The following is a 17,632-nucleotide window of genomic DNA, read 5'->3' on the forward strand; positions in this document are numbered from 1 at the left end:
AGTCGACCGGAACGCTATTGCTGGGGTTTCTGGGCCGTGTTGGAATAGAAGGCCGCCAGATCGGTCAGCACCTCATCGAGATTGACCGGCACTTCGAGATATAGCTCGACCGGCGTTTTCGAGGGCAGCTTGATCGGCTTCTGCATCCATTTGCCGCTGATATAGTCCATCAGGCTGATCTTTGCCTTCTGCTTCTGCGGCGGATCGTAATAGCCCTTGATGTGGAAATTGATATTGAGGATGCCACCGTCGATCGAGTTGAGACGGGCATCGATCTGATCATAGGCGACGTGTTCCATCGCCTGGAAGGCCAGGTCCTGGAACGGATTGAAATTGGGATCGGCCGCCGCGGCGGCTTCGGCGTTCTGGCTGGCGATGGCGGCGGTGGCCGGCGGCGCGTCGGTCGTCACCGAGCCGGTGGCCGTATTCACGCCGGTCACCGCGGTGCGGTAGATCGAAATCTGGCCCGGCGCATCCGAGGTCATGGTGCCGTTGGCGAAGGCAATATGCCCCTCAGTGTAGGTAAAGGGCAGATGGCCGCTGAGGTTACCCTTAAAGCTCATGCTGGTATTCAGGTCGGACGCCGCGACGACCTTGCCGAAATCGAGCCCGTCGAAGGCCAGCACACCGGTGATCGGTTTTTTGGCGTCGAACCAGATATCGGTCGGCTCCAGCCGGACCGGACCGCCGGGGCTTTCCACCGTGGCCTGCTCCAGCGCCATGTGATCGCCCGAGGATCTGGAAGCGGACATCGAGATCGGTCAGCGGCACGCCGAGCTTGGTTTGCGCCAGGCGGATGGCCCGGCCCGGAGCGGTATGCAGAGGCGACAGGGAATCGAAGACGATCTGCCCGGTCAGCCCCTGCGACGGGCCGGTGGCGCCGAAGAAGCTCATGCCGACGCCATAGGGGGCCTTTTCCGTGGCCGCGACAAAATCGCCGACGCCGATATTGAGCACGCCGCCGCTCGAACTGGTGGTCTTCGTCCAGTTGAACGCGCCCTCGAAGCTCATGGGGCCGGTAACGTCACGGCTGAAAACGGCCGCCACCATCGGCGACAGATAGACCGGCTGCAGGCCGGTCGGGACGAAATTGAGGTCGAGCGTTTTGAAAGACAGGCTGCCGGCGCCGGAAGCCACATCGCTGTCGAGATTGATCGCGGCGATGCGCAGGGGTTTGCCATCGCTTCCCTTGGTCGAGGGGGTAGAGGCGAAGAAGCGGCCGGTCGTGGCCTTGCGGTCCTGTTCGATCGCGCCGTCGATCAACAGCGGATTGAAACGCGTCTGGTCGGCCGGCACCCCATCTGTCAGGGTGGCGCCGGCTAGCGTCGCCTTGTATCCCAGGCCATCGCCCAGGCTGTAAGCCTGGAAATCGCCCTGCCCGCCAACCAGTTTGACGATGACATTGGGCGCGGTCAGGGCGAGATCGCGGTAGGCGCCGGTGACACGCCAGCCCTGCGGCGTATAGACGAGGAACGACTTCCCGGTCTGGGCGATGATGCCCGACAGGTCGGTCAGGTTGTCGCCGATCTGCGCCGACGTGGCGGTGAAACTGGCCTGATCCGCCAGGGTGACGTTGAAACCGCCGCCGGGCAGGGTATTGAAGCGGCCATGACCATCGACCTTGGCGCCCTGCAGCGGGTCAAAATCGAACTGCGCCGCCAGGGTATAGCCGCCGGAGAGGATGCCCTTGTCATCCAGCGCCAGGCCATCCAGCCCCAGCGCCACCTGTGGCAGGCCGTCGCCGGTCAGCGCTATGCCGGCCGCGCCAGATTGGCCGCTGGCAATCAAGGGCCTGGAGCCATGCGGCGCCAGGGTCGCCTTGCCGCCGCCATTGAGCATTGCGTCAGCGCCCTGAACGCGCAGCGCCATCTGCGCCGGGGTATCGGCATCGCCGTGCAGGTTGAGGCTCAGCCCCTTGATACGCAGGGCGAAACGCTGGAACGCCTGGTCGAGCGTGATGATGGCGTCCGCCGGCAGGGGATCGGGCGCGCCCGGAATCGGCGGTTTGCCGGCCGCTTCGGCACGGGCGGCGGCGCGATCCTTCGCCATTGCAGCCAGGCCGCTGTAACGCCCGCGATCGGAGCGGATATCGCTCTGGATCGTCACATCCCACGGACCCTGATCGGCGCCCGCTTCGGCACCGCCATTCAGCGCCAGTGTCGTCTGGTCGAGCGACAGATCGGTGCCCTGAGACAGGTGGCCCACGGTCATGCCGCCGGTAAAGGTCGCCTTGGCGCCGTCATCATCGGAGGCCAGGCTGAGGTCTGTCAGGTTCAGGCGCGCCGTCTGGGCCGACAGATTCCCCTGTTTGAAGCGGCCCGCCTCGCCGGTCATCGGGCCATTGAGATTGAAAGCCAGGCCGGTTTCGCTGGAAAAGCCGGTATTGAGCGTCAGGTCATCGCCTGCAATGCGCAGGCTTTCCGCCTGGATTTCACCTGATTGCAGACGGTCTGTGCTGGCGTTCAGCCTGGCCTTGCCGGAATAGGCGACGCCCTTTTCCGTGGTCTTGAGCGTACCGTCAAAACCGATCTGGGCCTCGAAGGCATCGGCCCTCGTGCCTTCGCTGATCACCTCATCGCCGGTCAGGGTAATGGCCGCATCAATGGCGCCGCTGAACGCCTCATACATCGACTTCGAATGGCGATACGGCAGATGGCTGTCGAGATCGAGTACGACATTTTGCGCATGGAACCGCTGGTCCTCGGCGCCGATGGTCTCGACCAGATTGCCGCCGCCCTTCACCGTCCAGTTATCGCCCACCAGGTGCGCCCTGACCTGCAACTGGTCGCCATTCTTGCCCGTATTGACCGAATGCGCCGTCACGCGGCCTTCGCGCAGGTCGCCGGCGCCGAGCGTACCGGTCAGGTGCGTGGCCGGCAGTTTCAGGTCGAGCAGGGTCAGGAGGCCATTGCGCAGGCTTAGGCCCCCATGGCCTTTCAGCAGGCCGTAGTCGCTGTTGAGGCTGATATCGACATCGGTGACGACGATTTCTTCCGGCGGCGGCGCATTGGATGGCTTGGCCGACAGGGCATCCTGCACGACCTTGTCCAGCGAACCGAATTTCAGCTTGCCGTCTTTGATGGAAATAGCAACGACCGGCCGGGTGATACGCAGGGCCTTGATCCGGGCCAGCGGCAGGCCATTGCCGGCGAAAGGCGTCAGGGCGTAATCGACATCGAAACCGCCGACCGACATTTCCGGCTTTTTCATATCGCCGATCAGCACGCTGCCGGAGGCATGGCTGAGTGACAACTTGTCGATCGTCACATGGGCGGTGACGCCCTGCCCTTTCAGCCAGCTTTCGGCCACTGACTCGGCAATAACCTTGCGGCCGGCCACGCCGACAATGCCGAGCGCCGTGACGCCGCACAACGTGATCCACAACCAGCTCGCGGCGCGGAAATTGCCGCCATTGCCGCCGCCCCGCTTTCCGGAAGGGCGTCGGCCCGGCAGACCGATATCGTCCGGGCCTTCCTCAGGCGGCGCGCCATCGATCCCTGTCGGACGCGAGAAGCTTTCCCCGGTGCTCATATGCGCCGGAAACCACAGGGCTTCATCAGACAGGGAGGTTTGGCTCATCAATCGGTCTTGTCGTTCTGCGGCATTCGCCGGCGGGATTTGTAACGCATCATGAACCATACCTTTTTAAAAAGTGTGGATATCAACGCTTTTCTTTTACAGACTAGGGCCCGTTTTAGCCGAAATTCCGGCATATCCGCCGATTACCGGCGCCTTTTCCGGGCCAAAATCGATTTGTGCTGTTTTTTACAGGTTTATGAAAGAGTTATCCACACAGGGCGTATCGCGTCGTCACAAAAGGTTAACGCGTTAAGACCTCGTTAATATCTTTTAAGCAGGATTTTAAGGATAACAAGGTAATTCCTTGCGCGGACAGGGTCGGCAGTCGGGGTAAAATCGCCTCATTTTCGCCTTTTTTTGGCGTAAGCAGGGCCTTCCACTGTTTTAAGACTCAAGGCATGTTCTCTGTCTTTTACGAGTCTTGTCTACCGCTTGACCGACGGATGTCGGTTTTAAGCAAAGCTATTTTAGTCCGCCGGCCTCTGAAACAGAGCCGTCGCCTACCGCTAAAACAGGACGAATTCGCGTACCCATGGCCCAACTCGACCCCCGCCGCCAACCTGTCAGACTGACGCCAATGGTCTTCGCATTGGCCACCGCGCTGACGGTCGGCACCCTGCTGTGGAAGGTGGTCCAGCCGATGAACGGCGCGGTGCAGCCCATGGATCCGGCTGCCGCCATGGCCCTGGAAACCCAGGCCTACGCCGAAGCCGCCGCGCGCCCCGGCTATGAACAGCCGGTCGATGTACCGGTCTCGCTACGGTCTGGCGAAACCCTGGCCGGCGCGCTTATTCGTTTAGGCGTTGCCCCGGATGAATCCAAGGCCGCCGTCAGCCTGCTGTCCAAATCGTTCAACATCACCGATATCAAGGCCGGCCTGACCCTGGAAGCCGCCATCGCCAAGCCGGCAGAAGGCGCAGGCCCGGCCCAGCTTTTGGGCCTCACCGTCCGCACCGGCCCCGCCCGGCAACTGACGCTCACCACCTCGCGCGACGGCCAGATGCGCCTGCGTGCCCTGGAAGAAGCCGTGCGTGACGAACGCCGCGTTGCCATCGGCACGATCAGCGGATCGCTGTTCACCTCGGCTGCCACCATGGGCGCCACCCCCACCCTGACCGCCCAGGTGGTCAAGCTGTTCGCCCACAAGCTCGATTTCGAGCGCGATATCCAGTCCGGCGACACCTTCAAGCTGGTCTTCGACCGCAAGGTCACCGAGAGCGGCCGCACGGTCGAGGCCGGCAACCTGCTCTATGCTGAAATCCAGGCCAAGGGCGGCGTCGACCGCTTCTATTCCTTTACCCCCAAGGGCACGAATTCCACCGAATATTACGATGAAAACGGCAAGAGTATCAAAGGCTTCCTGCTGGCGACGCCGGTTTATGGCGCGCGCACCTCATCGGGCTTCGGAATGCGGTTCCACCCGATCGTCGGGTTCATGAAGATGCACACCGGCATCGATTTCGCCGCCCCTTCCGGCACGCCGATCCAGGCCGCCGGCGACGGCGTGGTGATGGATGCCAAATGGTGGGGTGGCTATGGCCGTTGGGTGCGCATCGCGCATAACAAGGAATGGGAAACCGGCTACGGCCACATGTCCGCCATTGCGGTGCGCCCCGGCCAGCACGTCAAGCAGGGTCAGGTGATCGGCTATGTCGGAACCACCGGTCGCTCGACCGGTCCGCACCTGCATTTCGAGGTCTGGCAGAACCATCACCCCATCGATCCGAAGGGCGCCAAGGTGCCGCAATCGAGCACCCTGGCCGGCAGTGACCTGGTCGCTTTCCGCGCCCGCAAGCATGAGATCGACACCATGATCGCCCAGGCCGAGGCCAGCCCCACCGGCGCGCTGGCCAATACCGACAGCAACGGTTTCCGCTTCGATATGAATACCGATACGGCCCAGCCCCAGGCCCTGGCTCAGACAGAAACAAGTCCCCTGCGCAATGGCGGCGGTCATTCGCTGCGTTCGGCGATCACCACGACACGCGGCACGCGGTAATTATTCGAGTTTGTCAGCTTTATAGAGCGCCGGAAACAGCTTGATCCAGCTTCCGGTGACGATCAGCGAGCCGATGCCACCGAACAGCGCCGCATTGACCGGCCCCATCAGGCGGGCCATCACGCCGGTCTCGAACTCACCCAGTTCATTCGACGCGCCGATAAACAGGTAGGAGACCGAAGCGACGCGGCCGCGCATATGATTGGGCGTGACGATCTGCACCAGGGTGCCGCGGACATAGACGCTGATCATATCGGCCGCCCCCAGCACGATCATGGCGGCGATCGACACCCAGATCATTTCAGACAGGCCAAAGACTATGGTCGAGATTCCGAAAATGGCCACCCCGCCGAACATCCACGGCCCGGCATGGCGGCGGATCGGTGACCACGACAGGATAAACGAGGTGATGATGGCGCCGATCGCCGGCGAAGCGCGTAATATACCGAACGCCTGCGGCCCGGCGTGCAGGATATCCCGGACATAGATCGGCATCAGGGCCACTGCCCCGCCGAGCAGGACGGCGAACAGATCGAGCGAAATGGCGCCAAGGATCACCTTGTTCGACCAGATATAGGCCATGCCTTCCTTCAGCATGGTCATCTTGGAGCCGGACGGGGCATCCGGCGCCGTCGGTGTCTTGATGGTCAGGATCAGGAGGGCGGCGATCAGGCAAAGACCGGCGCAAAAGCCATAGGCGAAGCGCGGCGAAAACCCGACCAGGACGCCGCCCAGGGCCGGGCCGACAATCAGCCCGGTCTGGAAAGCCATGGAATTGACCGCGATCGCCTTGGGCAGGATGTGTTTCGGCACCAGCATGGGGCCTATGGCCGAACTAGCCGGCGCGCTGAAGGCGCGGCAGGCGCCCAGCACGGCGCTCAGCGCAAACAGGCCCCAGAAGGGCGGATGCGGGATAAAGGAATAGGCAAAGAACGCCAGGGACAGCAGCAACTGCGCGAACAGCACCACACCGACAATCTTCTTGCGATCATGGCGGTCAGCGACGATCCCGGCCGGCAAGGTAAAGGCGAACAGGGTGATGAACTGCGCCAGGCCGATCAGCCCGACATAGAGCGCCGATTCCGCCACCCCTTGTGTGCGCCGGGCGATTTCATAGACCTGCCAGGCAATGGCTGCGCTCTGCGCCGAAGTGCCCAGCACGCCGGCCAGCCGCGAAGTCCAGAAGGCGCGAAAATCGGGAATTTGCAGCGGATGCCGGTTGTCATCCTCAAGTGGCGGCAGGTCGATAGCGGGCGGTTCGGCAGGCGCAGTCACTGTAAAGCCTTCAGAAATGCAGACACGACTCGAATTTGAGTCTTCCCCGGTCAACAAAGGGTCTTAGAGCAAGGGCATGGCAAATGCATCTAAAAATCTCGACGTTGTCGCGCTGACTCAGGCGCTGATTTCACGGCCCTCCGTTACCCCCGCCGATGCCGGCGCCATGGATACAGTGCAGCGCACGCTGGAGGATTTGGGCTTCACCTGTCATCGGCTCAAATTCGGTGAGATCGAGAACCTCTATGCCCGCCGCGGTACGGCCTCGCCCAATCTCTGCTTCGCCGGCCATACCGACGTGGTGCCCGTGGGCACGCGTAATCTATGGCGCTATGATCCCTTTGGCGCCGAGATTCACGACGGCGCGGTGATCGGCCGCGGCGCGGTCGATATGAAGGGTGGAATCGCCGCCTGGATCGCCGCCATATCGCGCCATGCCGATCAAAACGGATCACTGTCCTTCCTTATCACCGGCGACGAGGAAGGCGTGGCCACCGATGGCACGGTGCGCGTAGTGCAATGGCTAAAGGCGCGCGGCGAGGTCATCGATCACTGCATTGTCGGTGAGCCGTCGTCCTCGGCGCAACTGGGCGACATGATCAAGGTGGGGCGTCGCGGTTCGGTCAACGCAACCTTCACGGTCAGCGGCAAGCAGGGCCATGTCGCCTATCCGCAACGTGCCTTGAATCCCCTGCCGGTGCTGGTCGATCTGCTCAGCACCCTGAAAGGCCGGGTATTGGATGAAGGCTATGCCGATTTTCAGCCGTCGAACCTGGAAATCACCACGATCGATACCGGCAACGCGACCTCAAATATCATTCCGCAGGAGGCTCGTGCCCGCATCAATATCCGCTTCAATCCGGCCCATACCGGCGCGGAACTGAAAGCCTGGTTCGAGGCTTTGGCAGCAGACCATGCCGCGCGATCAGGGGCGAAAATCGAAGTGCAGACGGCTATTTCCGGCGAAGCTTTCCTGACCGAGGCGGGGCCGTTCGTCGATCTGATCGCCGATGTGATCCAGGCGAAACTGGGCGTGGAAACCGACCGTTCAACGACCGGCGGCACCTCGGATGCGCGCTTTATCCGCGACCTGTGTCCCGTGGTTGAGTTCGGGCTGGTCGGCCAGACCATGCATCAGATCAATGAGTGCGTTTTGGTGGCCGATCTCGAAGCCCTGACCGATGCCTATTCGGCCTTGATCGAGGCGTATTTTTCGAAGTTCGGGTCTTTTTCGTAGGTCACATGGGTCAGATAGAGGCCGTGCGCCGGGGCCACCTGACCGCAGATGGCCCGGTCCGCCGCTTTCAAAGCGTCCGCCATATAGCTGACCGGATAGCGGCCGACACCGATATCGACCAAGGTGCCGACCATGGAACGCACCTGACGATGCAGGAAGGAGCGCGCCGCGAAGACGCAGTGGATCTCCTCATCGATCCGCTTTACCCGCGCAATATCGAGCGTGCGCATCGGTGAATTGGCCTGACAGCCGATAAAGCGGAAGGTTGTGAAATCATGATGACCGATCAAAGCCTTCGCCGCCTCGGACATGGCCGCGACGTCGATCGGCTTCTTGACATGCCACACCCGGCCCTGATCGATCGCCGGCGGCGCTTCACGGTTGAGGATGCGATAGAGATACATCCGGCCGGTGGCGGAAAAGCGGGCGGAAAAGTCATCGTCGCATTTTTCCGCCGCCAGGACAGAAACCGGCTTTGGCATCAGCCAGGCATTCATGGCGTCGCGCACCACCTTGGTCGGGAGATCTTTTTCCAGGTCGAAAGTGACCACCTGACCTGTGGCGTGGACGCCGGTATCGGTGCGACCGGCCACTATCAGACGCAGGCGCTGTCCGCTGAATTTGAAGATGGCTTCCTCAAGCGCTGTCTGTACGCTGGGCTGGTCGCCCTGCGCCTGGAAGCCGTTGAACGGTCGGCCATCATATTCAACGAGACATTTATAACGCGGCATCAGAGCAGGATATCGCCGGGTTCAAGCGCAGCGCCGTTGAGGAAATCAGCCGCATCCTGCGCCGCCTTGCCTTCCCGCTGGACACGCAGCAATTCGATCACGCCGTCACCCGTGGCGATTTTCAAGCCGCCTATTAACCGTGTGCCAGGTGTTTCGCCGGTGGCTTCGTCGGTCAGCCGCGACATCAGCACTTTCAGGCGCTGCTCGCCTTTCGGCGTTCGCAGCAGGCACCAGGCACCGGGGAAAGGCGACAGGCCGCGTATATGGAAATCGAGCTCGCGCGCCGGGCGGTTCCAGTCGATGCGTGCCTCTTCGGATGTGATCTTCCTGGCATAGGTCGGCTCGCCAACCTGTTCCTGTCCGACCGCGCCACCGCGTTCAATGGCCGCCAGGGCCACCGGCAGGAGCGAAGCGCCCAGCGCCGCCAGCTTGTCATGCAGTGTCTGGGCGGTGTCATCGGGGGTGATTTCCTCACGGCCGGTCAGGATGATCGCGCCTTCGTCCAGTCCCTCGCTCATGCGCATGACCTCGACACCCGTGTGGGTATCGCCCGCCATGATGGCGCGCTGGATGGGCGCCGCACCACGCCAGCGCGGCAGCAGCGACGCATGGAGATTGAAGCAGCCGAGCGGCGGGTGATCGAGCACTTCCTTTTTAAGGATTTGCCCATAGGCGACGACGATGCAGGCATCGATATCGAGGGCCTGGAATTCGGCAATGGCATCGGGCGCCTTCATCGATTTCGGCGTACGGACCTCGATACCGAGACTTTGTGCGAAGGCATGAACCGGCGAAGGGCTAAACATCTGCCCCCGACCTTTCGGCGCCGGCGGCTGGCTATAGACACAAACGATCTCATGCCCGCTGGCCACCAGTTCGGCCAGGGCTTTTACCGCAAATTCGGGTGTGCCCATAAAAGCTAAGCGCATAATGGCTCCAAATGATCTCAGCGATAATTCGGAGTGCTGAGGCGAAAAAATATTAGCTATCGAGAAACGTAGCGCAGCGTACTTAAGTACGTGAGCAACGTATCGCCCTTAGCATTGTGGAGACAATGCGTAAACGCATTGAAGGGATGATGTTTTGCAGACCAGCAATGCGAATTATCAGGCGGCGCGGGTTAGCTTCTTGACCTTTGTCACGGCGCGATCGCGCTTCAGCTTGGACAGGTGGTCGATAAACAGAACGCCTTCGAGATGGTCCATCTCATGCTGGATACAGACGGCGAAAAGGCCCTTGGCCTCTTCCTCGATCTGCTCGCCCTGATAGTTCAGGTAGCGAATCTTGACGTGCGCCGGGCGCTGCACTTCGTCATAGATTTCGGGGATACTCAGGCAGCCCTCTTCATAAGGCAGGGTGTCTTCCGACTTCCAGATGATCTCCGGATTGACGAAATAGCGCGGATTTTTAACCGGCTCGGCATCCTCCGCCGCGCCTTCCGGCTTTTCCTGCAGGTCCATGACGATGACACGGACCGGCTCACCGATCTGGATCGCGGCCAGGCCGATGCCGGGCGCGTCATACATGGTTTCCAGCATGTCATCCATCAGCGCGCGCAGCGCGTCATCCACCTTATCGACGGGCTTGGAGACCTGCTTCAGGAGCGGGTTCGGTACAGTAATGATTTCACGTATAGCCATGAGGGTGATGTAATCGCGGACGCTTTAAAAATCAAGTTTCGCCGCATCCCCCTCTGTCGATTCCAATAGTTTCAACTTGTTAGAGGCGCGCGGCTGGGCTTCGACCGGCGGCAGTTCGGGCACCGGCTTGCCCTGGTGCTCGACCTGGAGTTCCTCGAACTTCTTCGCCTGGGTCAGAACCTGGCTGTCAAGCGAGCCGACAAAGGCATTGTATTTATCGACCGCGCGGCCAAGGGCCGTGCCCACATCCGAGACATGCCCTCCCATGACCGACAGGCGCTTATAGAGTTCGCGCCCCAGGTCGGCGATATGCGAGGCATTCTTCATCTGGTCCTCGACCCGCCAGCCGTAGGCCACTGCCTTGCACAGAGCGAACAGGGTGGTGGGCGTGACGATGATGACCTTTTTATCCATGGCCTCGTTCATCAGTTGCGGCATCCGGTCGAGCGCTGCGGCCAGAAAGCCGTCGCCCGGAATGAACAGGGCGACGAAATCGGGCGACTGATCCTTGAACTGATCCCAGTACGCCTTGCCCGCGAGATCGCGGACATGGGCGCGCAAGCCTTGCGTATGACGCTGCAGGGCGGCTTCGCGCGCCTCATCATCAAGCGCATCCATCGAATCGAGAAAGGCAGTCAGGTTGACCTTGGAATCGATGACGAACACGCCGTTCGACTTATCCCCCGGCATCCGCACCACCACATCCGGACGGCGGCGACCCTCGTCGGTATCGAGGTTTTGCTGTTCGATAAAATCGAAGCGCGTCAGGCCAGCGGCCTGCAGGACATTGCGCAGGGTCTCCTCGCCCCAGCGCCCCTGCACACCGGCGCCACGACGCAGGGAATTGGCGAGTTTCTGTGTCACTTCACGGGTCTGGTCAGACGCGTTCAACAGATGCTTGATCTGCTGTTCCAGTTCGCCACTGTTCTTTGAGCGCGCTTCTTCCATGGCCTTCACCTGGGCCTCGAAACGCGTCAGGGTTTCTGAAACCGGCTTGAGGCTCGAATTCATCCGCTCCAGGGCCAGCTTTTCCCGTGCCACAAAGGATTCCTCGGCCCGCTTCAGCAATGAATCCGATGACGCCTGCATAGCCTGATGCGACACAAGCTGGAACTGCTCGCTCATGGCGGCCTTGGCGTCTTCCAGATTGCGCGCGCGTTCCTTTGAGGCGGACAGTTCGGCGGTCACATCGGTCAGCCGGTCGGCCAGGTCTTCATTGCGGGTGCGCAGGCGTTTGGCCTCGGTCAGCGACAGAAACCAGGCGCCGGCAAAAACAGCGGCGACGACCAAAACGATCAGCAAACTCACGGTCGACATGTTCATGCTATGTTCCTAACTTCCGGAATCGAACTTGGCAAGTTCTATTTTACGGCTAGAGTTCACTTGGCAAATCAAAGGGGCAAAAATGATCGAGGCCAAAGCGGCTGCACAGAAAGCCTTTACCGGCCGTGCGCCGTGGACCTATCTCTATCTGTTTCTGATCCCGTTCATCAACTGGGCCTATGCGGCGGTGCCGACCATTCCCCTGCCCGATCATGGTGAATGGACCCCTCTGGCCATCGTCACCGGCCTGGTGCTGGTGGTGCGCGACTTCGCCCAGCGCGAAATCGGCCACTGGATATTCATTCCGCTGATCATCGGGCTGGCCATTTCCTTCAAGATGGCCCCGGCGGAAATCGCCCTGGCCAGCGCCGTGGCGTTCGGCATCAGCGAGTCGGTGGACTGGGGCCTGTTCACCTTCCTGAAATTGCCGCTTTCCAAGCGCGTCTTTATTTCAGCCGCCATCGGTTCGCCCATCGATACGACGGTTTTCTATATGATGGCGGCGACCGCTATTCCCGGCATTTTCAATATCTGGGCGATCGGCGCCTCGATTCTCAGCAAACTGGTTGGCTGCGTCATTGTCTATCTTTTGATGAAAAACCGCGAGAAGAAGGCGGCATTGGCAACGACTTAAGACTGCGGTCTCGGCGCAAAAAAAGCCTGAATTTTGGATGAGAGGCTAGCCGACTAGCGACGGCTGTATACCTATACAGCCAAGCGACGACTGCGACGCCTATCGCCAAAAGGCAGAGTTTTTTTACCGACGAGATTTAAAGGCGTGGGCAATAGTATTATCGTCTAACCAATCCAGCTCACCACCAACCGGCACGCCGCGCGCCAGAAAGGTGATTTCCACCTGATTATCGAATGATTTCAGGCGGTCGGCGATGTAGTGCGCCGTGGTTTGCCCCTCGACCGTCGCCGGCAAGGCCATGATGATTTCAGACACCCGACCTGAGCGCACGCGCTGAACCAGGCTATCGAGCCGCAGGTCTTCCGGCCGGATGCCATCGAGCGCCGAGAGCAGCCCGCCCAGAACATGATAGGTGCCGTTAAAGGCGCCGACGCGCTCCATGGCCCAGAGGGCGCTGTCCTCTTCCACCACGCAGATCATGGTCTGGTCGCGCGCCGGATCGGTGCAGGTCGGACAGGGATTTTGCGTCGAAAGCCGCCCGCAGACACGGCAGGCTTCGACCTTGTCGGCAGCGTCCTGCATGGCACGCGTAAGAGGGATCAGAAGCTGGTCCTTGCGCTTTAGCAGGGCAAGCGACGCACGGCGCGCCGAACGCGGCCCAAGCCCCGGCAGCTTCGACAGCAATGCCATCAGACGTTCGATTTCGGGTCCGGCGCCAGAGGCCATTAGACGAAGGCCGTTTTAATAGAAAGGAAGCAAGAAACCCCACCACCACGCCGCAAGAGCGGCGCGGTCCCCCTCCCCAGTGGAACTGGGGAGGTATAAGAAAGAGGCGTTTCAATTTTCAAATCAGAAGAACTTCGGCATGTTGGGCAGGCCGCCGCCAGGCCCCAGATCCTTGGCGGCTTCGGCCATGACCTGCGAATTCAGGGTATCGAGATGGCGGCGGGCGTCGGCATGGGCGGCGCGGATCAGATCGGCCAGAACCTCGCCTTCGCCGGGGGCCATCAGGCTGTCATCGATCATCAGGGCCGACATGTCGCCGGAACCCTTCAATTCCATCTTCACAAGACCCGCGCCGGCGGAACCCTGCACGGTGCTTTCGCTCATCTTGGCCTGCGCTTCGTGCAGCTTCTGCTGCACCAGTTGCGCCTGCTTCATCATGGCGGCAAAATCCATCAGTCGTTTTCCTTATCAATGTCTGGGCGTTCGTCTTCGGGCACGACCGGCTCGATGGTGTTCACCACGGGTTTCGGCTTGGCGCGCACGGCTGTGATTTCGGCGCCGGGGAAGGTCTCCAGAACCTTGGAGACAAACGGGTTGGCCTGCAAACGCGCTTTCGCCGCGTCACGCTCGCGGTTGTCGCGCTCCATGATCGATTCCGCGCCACCCGTGCCTTCGGTGGCAATCAGCCAGCGCTGGCCGGTCCATTCACGCAGTTTCAGCGACAGCTTGCGCACCAAGTCGCCGGGTGCATTTGGGGCAGGTTCAAAGGTAATGGCGCCGGGCCGGAAAGCGACCAGCCGAACAAAGCGCTCGACATCGACCCGCAGGCCGATATCGCGCTTGTCGGAGATCAGCTTCAGGACCTCCTCAAAAGTCTGCGGATTGGGGATGGTCTGCTGTACGGGTCGCATCTGGACGGCGGTCGCACCACCTCCGCCACCACCGCCATGCGTGGGAAGGCCGCCCGGCCCATTCGGCACCAGAGGTTCGCCGCTTTGCAGGCGCTTTATCAGAAGCTCCGGCCCCGGCAGGTCGGCGGCATAGCACAGTCGCACCAGTGCCATTTCAAAGGCCGCGCAGGCATCGGGCGCCCGGCGCAGTTCCTCGAACGCCTTGAGCATCAGGGTCCACAGACGGCTGAGCGTGCCGGCTGAAAGCTGCGAGCCCAGCGCCGTCACCCGCATCGCCTGCGCCTTGGGCAGCCGCGTGGCATCAGCACCAAGAATCTTGGCCACGCTCGTGGCGTGGGCATATTCCAGCATGTCGCCCATGATCTGCGACGGATCGGCGCCAAAGCCGTAAAGCGTGCGGAAAGCCAGCAGGGCCTCGCTCATCTGGCCGGAAACAATGTTTTCGAACAACGACAAGGTGGCGCCGCGATCGGCCAGGCCCAGCATGTCGCGCACCACTTCAGCGCTCGTGGTTTCGCCGGCCTCGCTCTGCACCAAGGCCTGATCGAGCAGGCTCAGGCCGTCACGCACCGAGCCTTCAGCGGCGCGGGCGATCAGAGCCACGGCATCGGGCTCGATCTTGACGCCTTCCAGAGCACAGATCTTTTCCAGATGTGGGGTCAGGGTTTCCGGCTCGACACGGCGCAGGTCGAAGCGCTGGCAGCGTGACAGAATGGTAACCGGCACCTTGCGGATTTCGGTCGTGGCGAAGATGAATTTGGCGTGGGGCGGCGGTTCTTCCAAGGTCTTGAGCAGGGCGTTGAAGGCGCCGGTCGAGAGCATGTGGACTTCGTCGATGACGTAGACCTTGTAGCGCGCCTCGACCGGCGCATAGCGCACCGATTCGAGCAGGTCACGCATGGCGTCGACACCCGTGCGCGAGGCGGCATCGAGCTCGAGCACGTCGATATGACGACCTTCGATGATGGCCTGACAGTGGACGCCCATGACCGACAGATCGACGCTTGGGCCATGCACGGTATCGCTCTCATAATTGAGCGCACGCGCCAGCAGGCGGGCAGTCGTGGTCTTGCCGACGCCGCGGACGCCGGTCAGCATGAAGGCGTGAGCGATGCGGTTGGCATGGAAGGCGTTGGTCAGGGTGCGGACCATGGCCTCCTGGCCGATCAGGTCCTCGAAGGTGCGCGGGCGGTATTTACGGGCGAGGACCGTATAGGCTTCGGATTTCTCGATCGGCTTGGCCACGGCCACGGGCGCAGGTGTTGGCGCACCGCCGAACATGTCGTCCGTGTTCTCGTCACGCTCAGGAAGGTCGATTTCCGCGGCAGCAAAGGGATCGTCGAGGTCGGGATGTTCGGACATGAATTCTATATAATGGCTTTTTGCACAGGCGTCATCACAATGCGCGATTCTTCAACAGGCGCAATTGCAGGCGATAGGCATTTTCGGAAACTCCAAACCCTTCGGGTTTGGCAAGCGCGACTGCGCGCCCGAGCCGTTGCGAGGAGCCATGCGGCGTCTGAGCTAAATCACCCTGCGCTGCGCGCAGGGTGAGACGACTGACCCGAAGGTGAATTCGTTGTGGCTGCTGCCTTCCGGCCCTGACCAGATTGGCGAGGCCTCCGCCCAGCCGTCTCGCGGCCTATATGCGTATTTTTCGTGACCATTGCAAGAGGGGATTTTTGCGGCCAGACTGCGCATGTAGGAAAGCAAGATACCCCACCACCCCGCCCATGAAGAATGGGCGCGGTCCCCCTCCCCGACAAGCGGGGAGGTACAAGAAGAAAGCTCCTCCCCGCTTGTCGGGGAGGGGGACCATGAGCGCTGCGAAACGAAGTTCGCGTAGCAAATGGTGGTGGGCGTCTTACTTTCTGCCTCATGAAAGCCCGCCCATGCCTCTTCAAAACGAAACGACCCCAAACGGCTATATCAAACGCTGGTGGAAGGAGGCCGTGGTCTATCAGGTCTATCCGCGCTCGTTTTATGACAGTAATGGCGACGGCATCGGCGACCTGCGCGGCATCATCGAAAAACTGGACCATATCAAGGGCCTGGGCGTCGATGTCATCTGGTTGTCACCGCATTTCGATAGTCCCAATGCCGATAACGGCTACGATATCCGCGATTACCGAAAGGTCGGAGCCGAATTTGGCACCATGCAGGATTTCGACAACCTGCTGGCAGCGATCAAAACGGCAGGCATGAAGCTGATCATCGATCTGGTGGTCAATCATACGTCCGATGAACACCAGTGGTTTGTCGAGAGCCGGTCGTCACGCGAGAATCCGAAGCGCGACTACTATATCTGGAGCGATCACAAACCGAACGACTGGACCTCGATTTTCGGCGGCCCGGCGTGGACGAAAGATGCCGCCACAGGCGACTGGTATCTCCACCTGTTCGATCCGAAGCAGCCGGACATCAACTGGGATAACCGGAAGGTGCGCGAAGAGGTTTATGACCTCATGCGCTTCTGGCTCGACAAGGGCATCGATGGTTTCCGCATGGACGTCATTCCCTTTATCTCCAAAGACAAAACCTTCCCCGACCTGCCGGAAGCCCTGCGCGCCAAACCACAATATGTCTATACCAACGGACCAAAAGTGCATGACTATCTGCATGAAATGAACCGCGAAGTGTTGTCGCACTACAATGTCATGACCGTTGGCGAAGCCTTCGGCGTGACGCTTGAGGATACGCCGAAACTGATCGACGAGCGGCGCGAAGAACTCGACATGATCTTCCAGTTCGCCGCCATCGAGGTCGATCGCGGGCCAGATGGCCGCTGGAAGCCGTGGACCCTGCCGGAATTCAAGACCATCTTTACCCGACAGGACCAGGCGCTGGACACACATTGCTGGCCGACCTTTTTCCTCAGCAACCACGATAATCCCCGCATCGTTTCGCGCTTTGGCGATGACAGCCCGCAATGGCGCGAAAAGTCCGCCATGCTGCTGGCGACACTCACCCTGACCATGAAGTGCACGCCCTTTATCTATCAAGGCGACGAGATGGGCCTGACCAACCGCAATTTCACAGACATAGACCAGTTTAACGATCTGTGGACGAAGAACGCCTGGAAAGAGGAAGTGGCCAGCGGCCGATGGACGCCTGAGGATTTCTTTGCCAACCAGAACAAGGTCAGCCGCGACCACGCGCGAATGCCTCTGCCCTGGACAGCCGAAGGCGGCTTCACCACCGGCCAACCCTGGTTTGCACTCAATCCGAATTTTCCAGAAGTGAATGCCGAAAGCGGCCGCGCCATCTATGACCACTATGCCCGCCTGATCGCCCTGCGTCATGCCGAACCGGCCCTGGTCTATGGTGATTACCAGGATATCGCGCCCGATCATCCGCAGGTCTTTGCGTTCAAAAGGACACTCGGCGGAACGGCCTTTATGATCGCTCTGAATGTTTCCGGCCGGCCCGCGTTTTTTCGACTTGCCCGATACCGCACTGTGTCTTGGCAACTATGTGTATGCCTCTAAAGACCTGTACCCATGGGAAGCACGGATTTACCGGACAAAATGACGGGAACGGATTATTAACCCTGTCTTCTGAGGCGCCGTTAAGCTTT

Annotated in this window: 13 protein-coding genes and 1 other RNA gene; 4 read left to right on the forward strand and 10 right to left on the reverse strand. The window is 60.8% G+C overall.

Translation table 11 applies throughout. The features are described from left to right. Positions 1-14 precede the first annotated feature (14 nt). A complete protein-coding gene (locus NVV72_03620; protein ID MCR6658459.1) occupies positions 15-722 on the reverse strand; it encodes a YdbH domain-containing protein in 708 nt (235 codons plus the stop codon). Positions 723-4,111: 3,389 nt separating this feature from the next. Between NVV72_03620 and NVV72_03625 the strand changes: the two genes are divergently transcribed. Then, a complete protein-coding gene (locus NVV72_03625) occupies positions 4,112-5,578 on the forward strand; it encodes a peptidoglycan DD-metalloendopeptidase family protein (GenBank protein ID MCR6658460.1) in 1,467 nt (488 codons plus the stop codon). Here the strand turns inward: NVV72_03625 and NVV72_03630 are convergent, their stop codons facing one another. Continuing rightward, entirely contained in the window at positions 5,579-6,853 is a 1,275-nt protein-coding gene (locus tag NVV72_03630; protein MCR6658461.1) for an MFS transporter, read from the reverse strand. Positions 6,854-6,929: 76 nt separating this feature from the next. On the opposite strand from NVV72_03630, the gene dapE reads away from it, so the two are divergent. Next, positions 6,930-8,090 (forward strand): succinyl-diaminopimelate desuccinylase, encoded by a 1,161-nt coding sequence (gene dapE / locus NVV72_03635; GenBank protein ID MCR6658462.1) that lies wholly within the window; start codon positions 6,930-6,932, stop codon positions 8,088-8,090. On the opposite strand, the gene truA is transcribed toward dapE, so the two are convergent. The 4 genes from truA to rmuC all read right to left on the reverse strand — a co-directional run bounded on the left by truA (position 8,039) and on the right by rmuC (position 11,784). Then, positions 8,039-8,821: a tRNA pseudouridine(38-40) synthase TruA gene (gene truA, locus NVV72_03640; protein ID MCR6658463.1), complete on the reverse strand. Its 783-nt coding sequence runs from the start codon at positions 8,819-8,821 to the stop codon at positions 8,039-8,041. The two genes, dapE and truA, sit on opposite strands and share 52 nt — an antisense overlap. Continuing rightward, positions 8,821-9,750, reverse strand: a complete 930-nt coding sequence (fmt, locus tag NVV72_03645; protein MCR6658464.1) for a methionyl-tRNA formyltransferase — start codon at positions 9,748-9,750, stop codon at positions 8,821-8,823. Before fmt ends, truA begins: the two co-directional genes overlap by 1 nt. A gap of 177 nt (positions 9,751-9,927) precedes the next feature. Next, entirely contained in the window at positions 9,928-10,461 is a 534-nt protein-coding gene (def, locus tag NVV72_03650) for a peptide deformylase (GenBank protein ID MCR6658465.1), read from the reverse strand. A gap of 24 nt (positions 10,462-10,485) precedes the next feature. Next, a complete protein-coding gene (gene rmuC / locus NVV72_03655) occupies positions 10,486-11,784 on the reverse strand; it encodes a DNA recombination protein RmuC (GenBank protein ID MCR6658466.1) in 1,299 nt (432 codons plus the stop codon). Positions 11,785-11,866: 82 nt separating this feature from the next. Between rmuC and NVV72_03660 the strand changes: the two genes are divergently transcribed. Next, positions 11,867-12,418, forward strand: coding sequence for a VUT family protein (locus tag NVV72_03660; protein MCR6658467.1), 552 nt, complete (start codon positions 11,867-11,869; stop codon positions 12,416-12,418). Between the two features lie 123 nt (positions 12,419-12,541). Here NVV72_03660 and recR read toward each other — a convergent pair whose 3' ends face one another. The 4 genes from recR to ffs form a co-directional block, all read right to left on the reverse strand. Further along, the gene (gene recR, locus NVV72_03665; GenBank protein MCR6658468.1) at positions 12,542-13,144 is read right to left on the reverse strand and encodes a recombination mediator RecR; all 603 of its coding nucleotides are present in this window, start codon (positions 13,142-13,144) and stop codon (positions 12,542-12,544) included. Between the two features lie 123 nt (positions 13,145-13,267). Beyond that, complete coding sequence (locus NVV72_03670) at positions 13,268-13,597, reverse strand: YbaB/EbfC family nucleoid-associated protein (protein ID MCR6658469.1); 330 nt, start codon at positions 13,595-13,597, stop codon at positions 13,268-13,270. Next, complete coding sequence (locus NVV72_03675) at positions 13,597-15,417, reverse strand: DNA polymerase III subunit gamma/tau (protein MCR6658470.1); 1,821 nt, start codon at positions 15,415-15,417, stop codon at positions 13,597-13,599. Before NVV72_03675 ends, NVV72_03670 begins: the two co-directional genes overlap by 1 nt. 184 nt (positions 15,418-15,601) lie before the next feature. Next, an RNA gene (ffs, locus tag NVV72_03680) (signal recognition particle sRNA small type) lies at positions 15,602-15,695 on the reverse strand. 252 nt (positions 15,696-15,947) lie between these two features. Between ffs and NVV72_03685 the strand changes: the two genes are divergently transcribed. After that, positions 15,948-17,543: an alpha-glucosidase gene (locus NVV72_03685; protein MCR6658471.1), complete on the forward strand. Its 1,596-nt coding sequence runs from the start codon at positions 15,948-15,950 to the stop codon at positions 17,541-17,543. Positions 17,544-17,632 lie beyond the last annotated feature (89 nt).

Origin of the sequence: Asticcacaulis sp. (assembly GCA_024707255.1) — a bacterium.
Classification (GTDB): domain Bacteria; phylum Pseudomonadota; class Alphaproteobacteria; order Caulobacterales; family Caulobacteraceae; genus Asticcacaulis.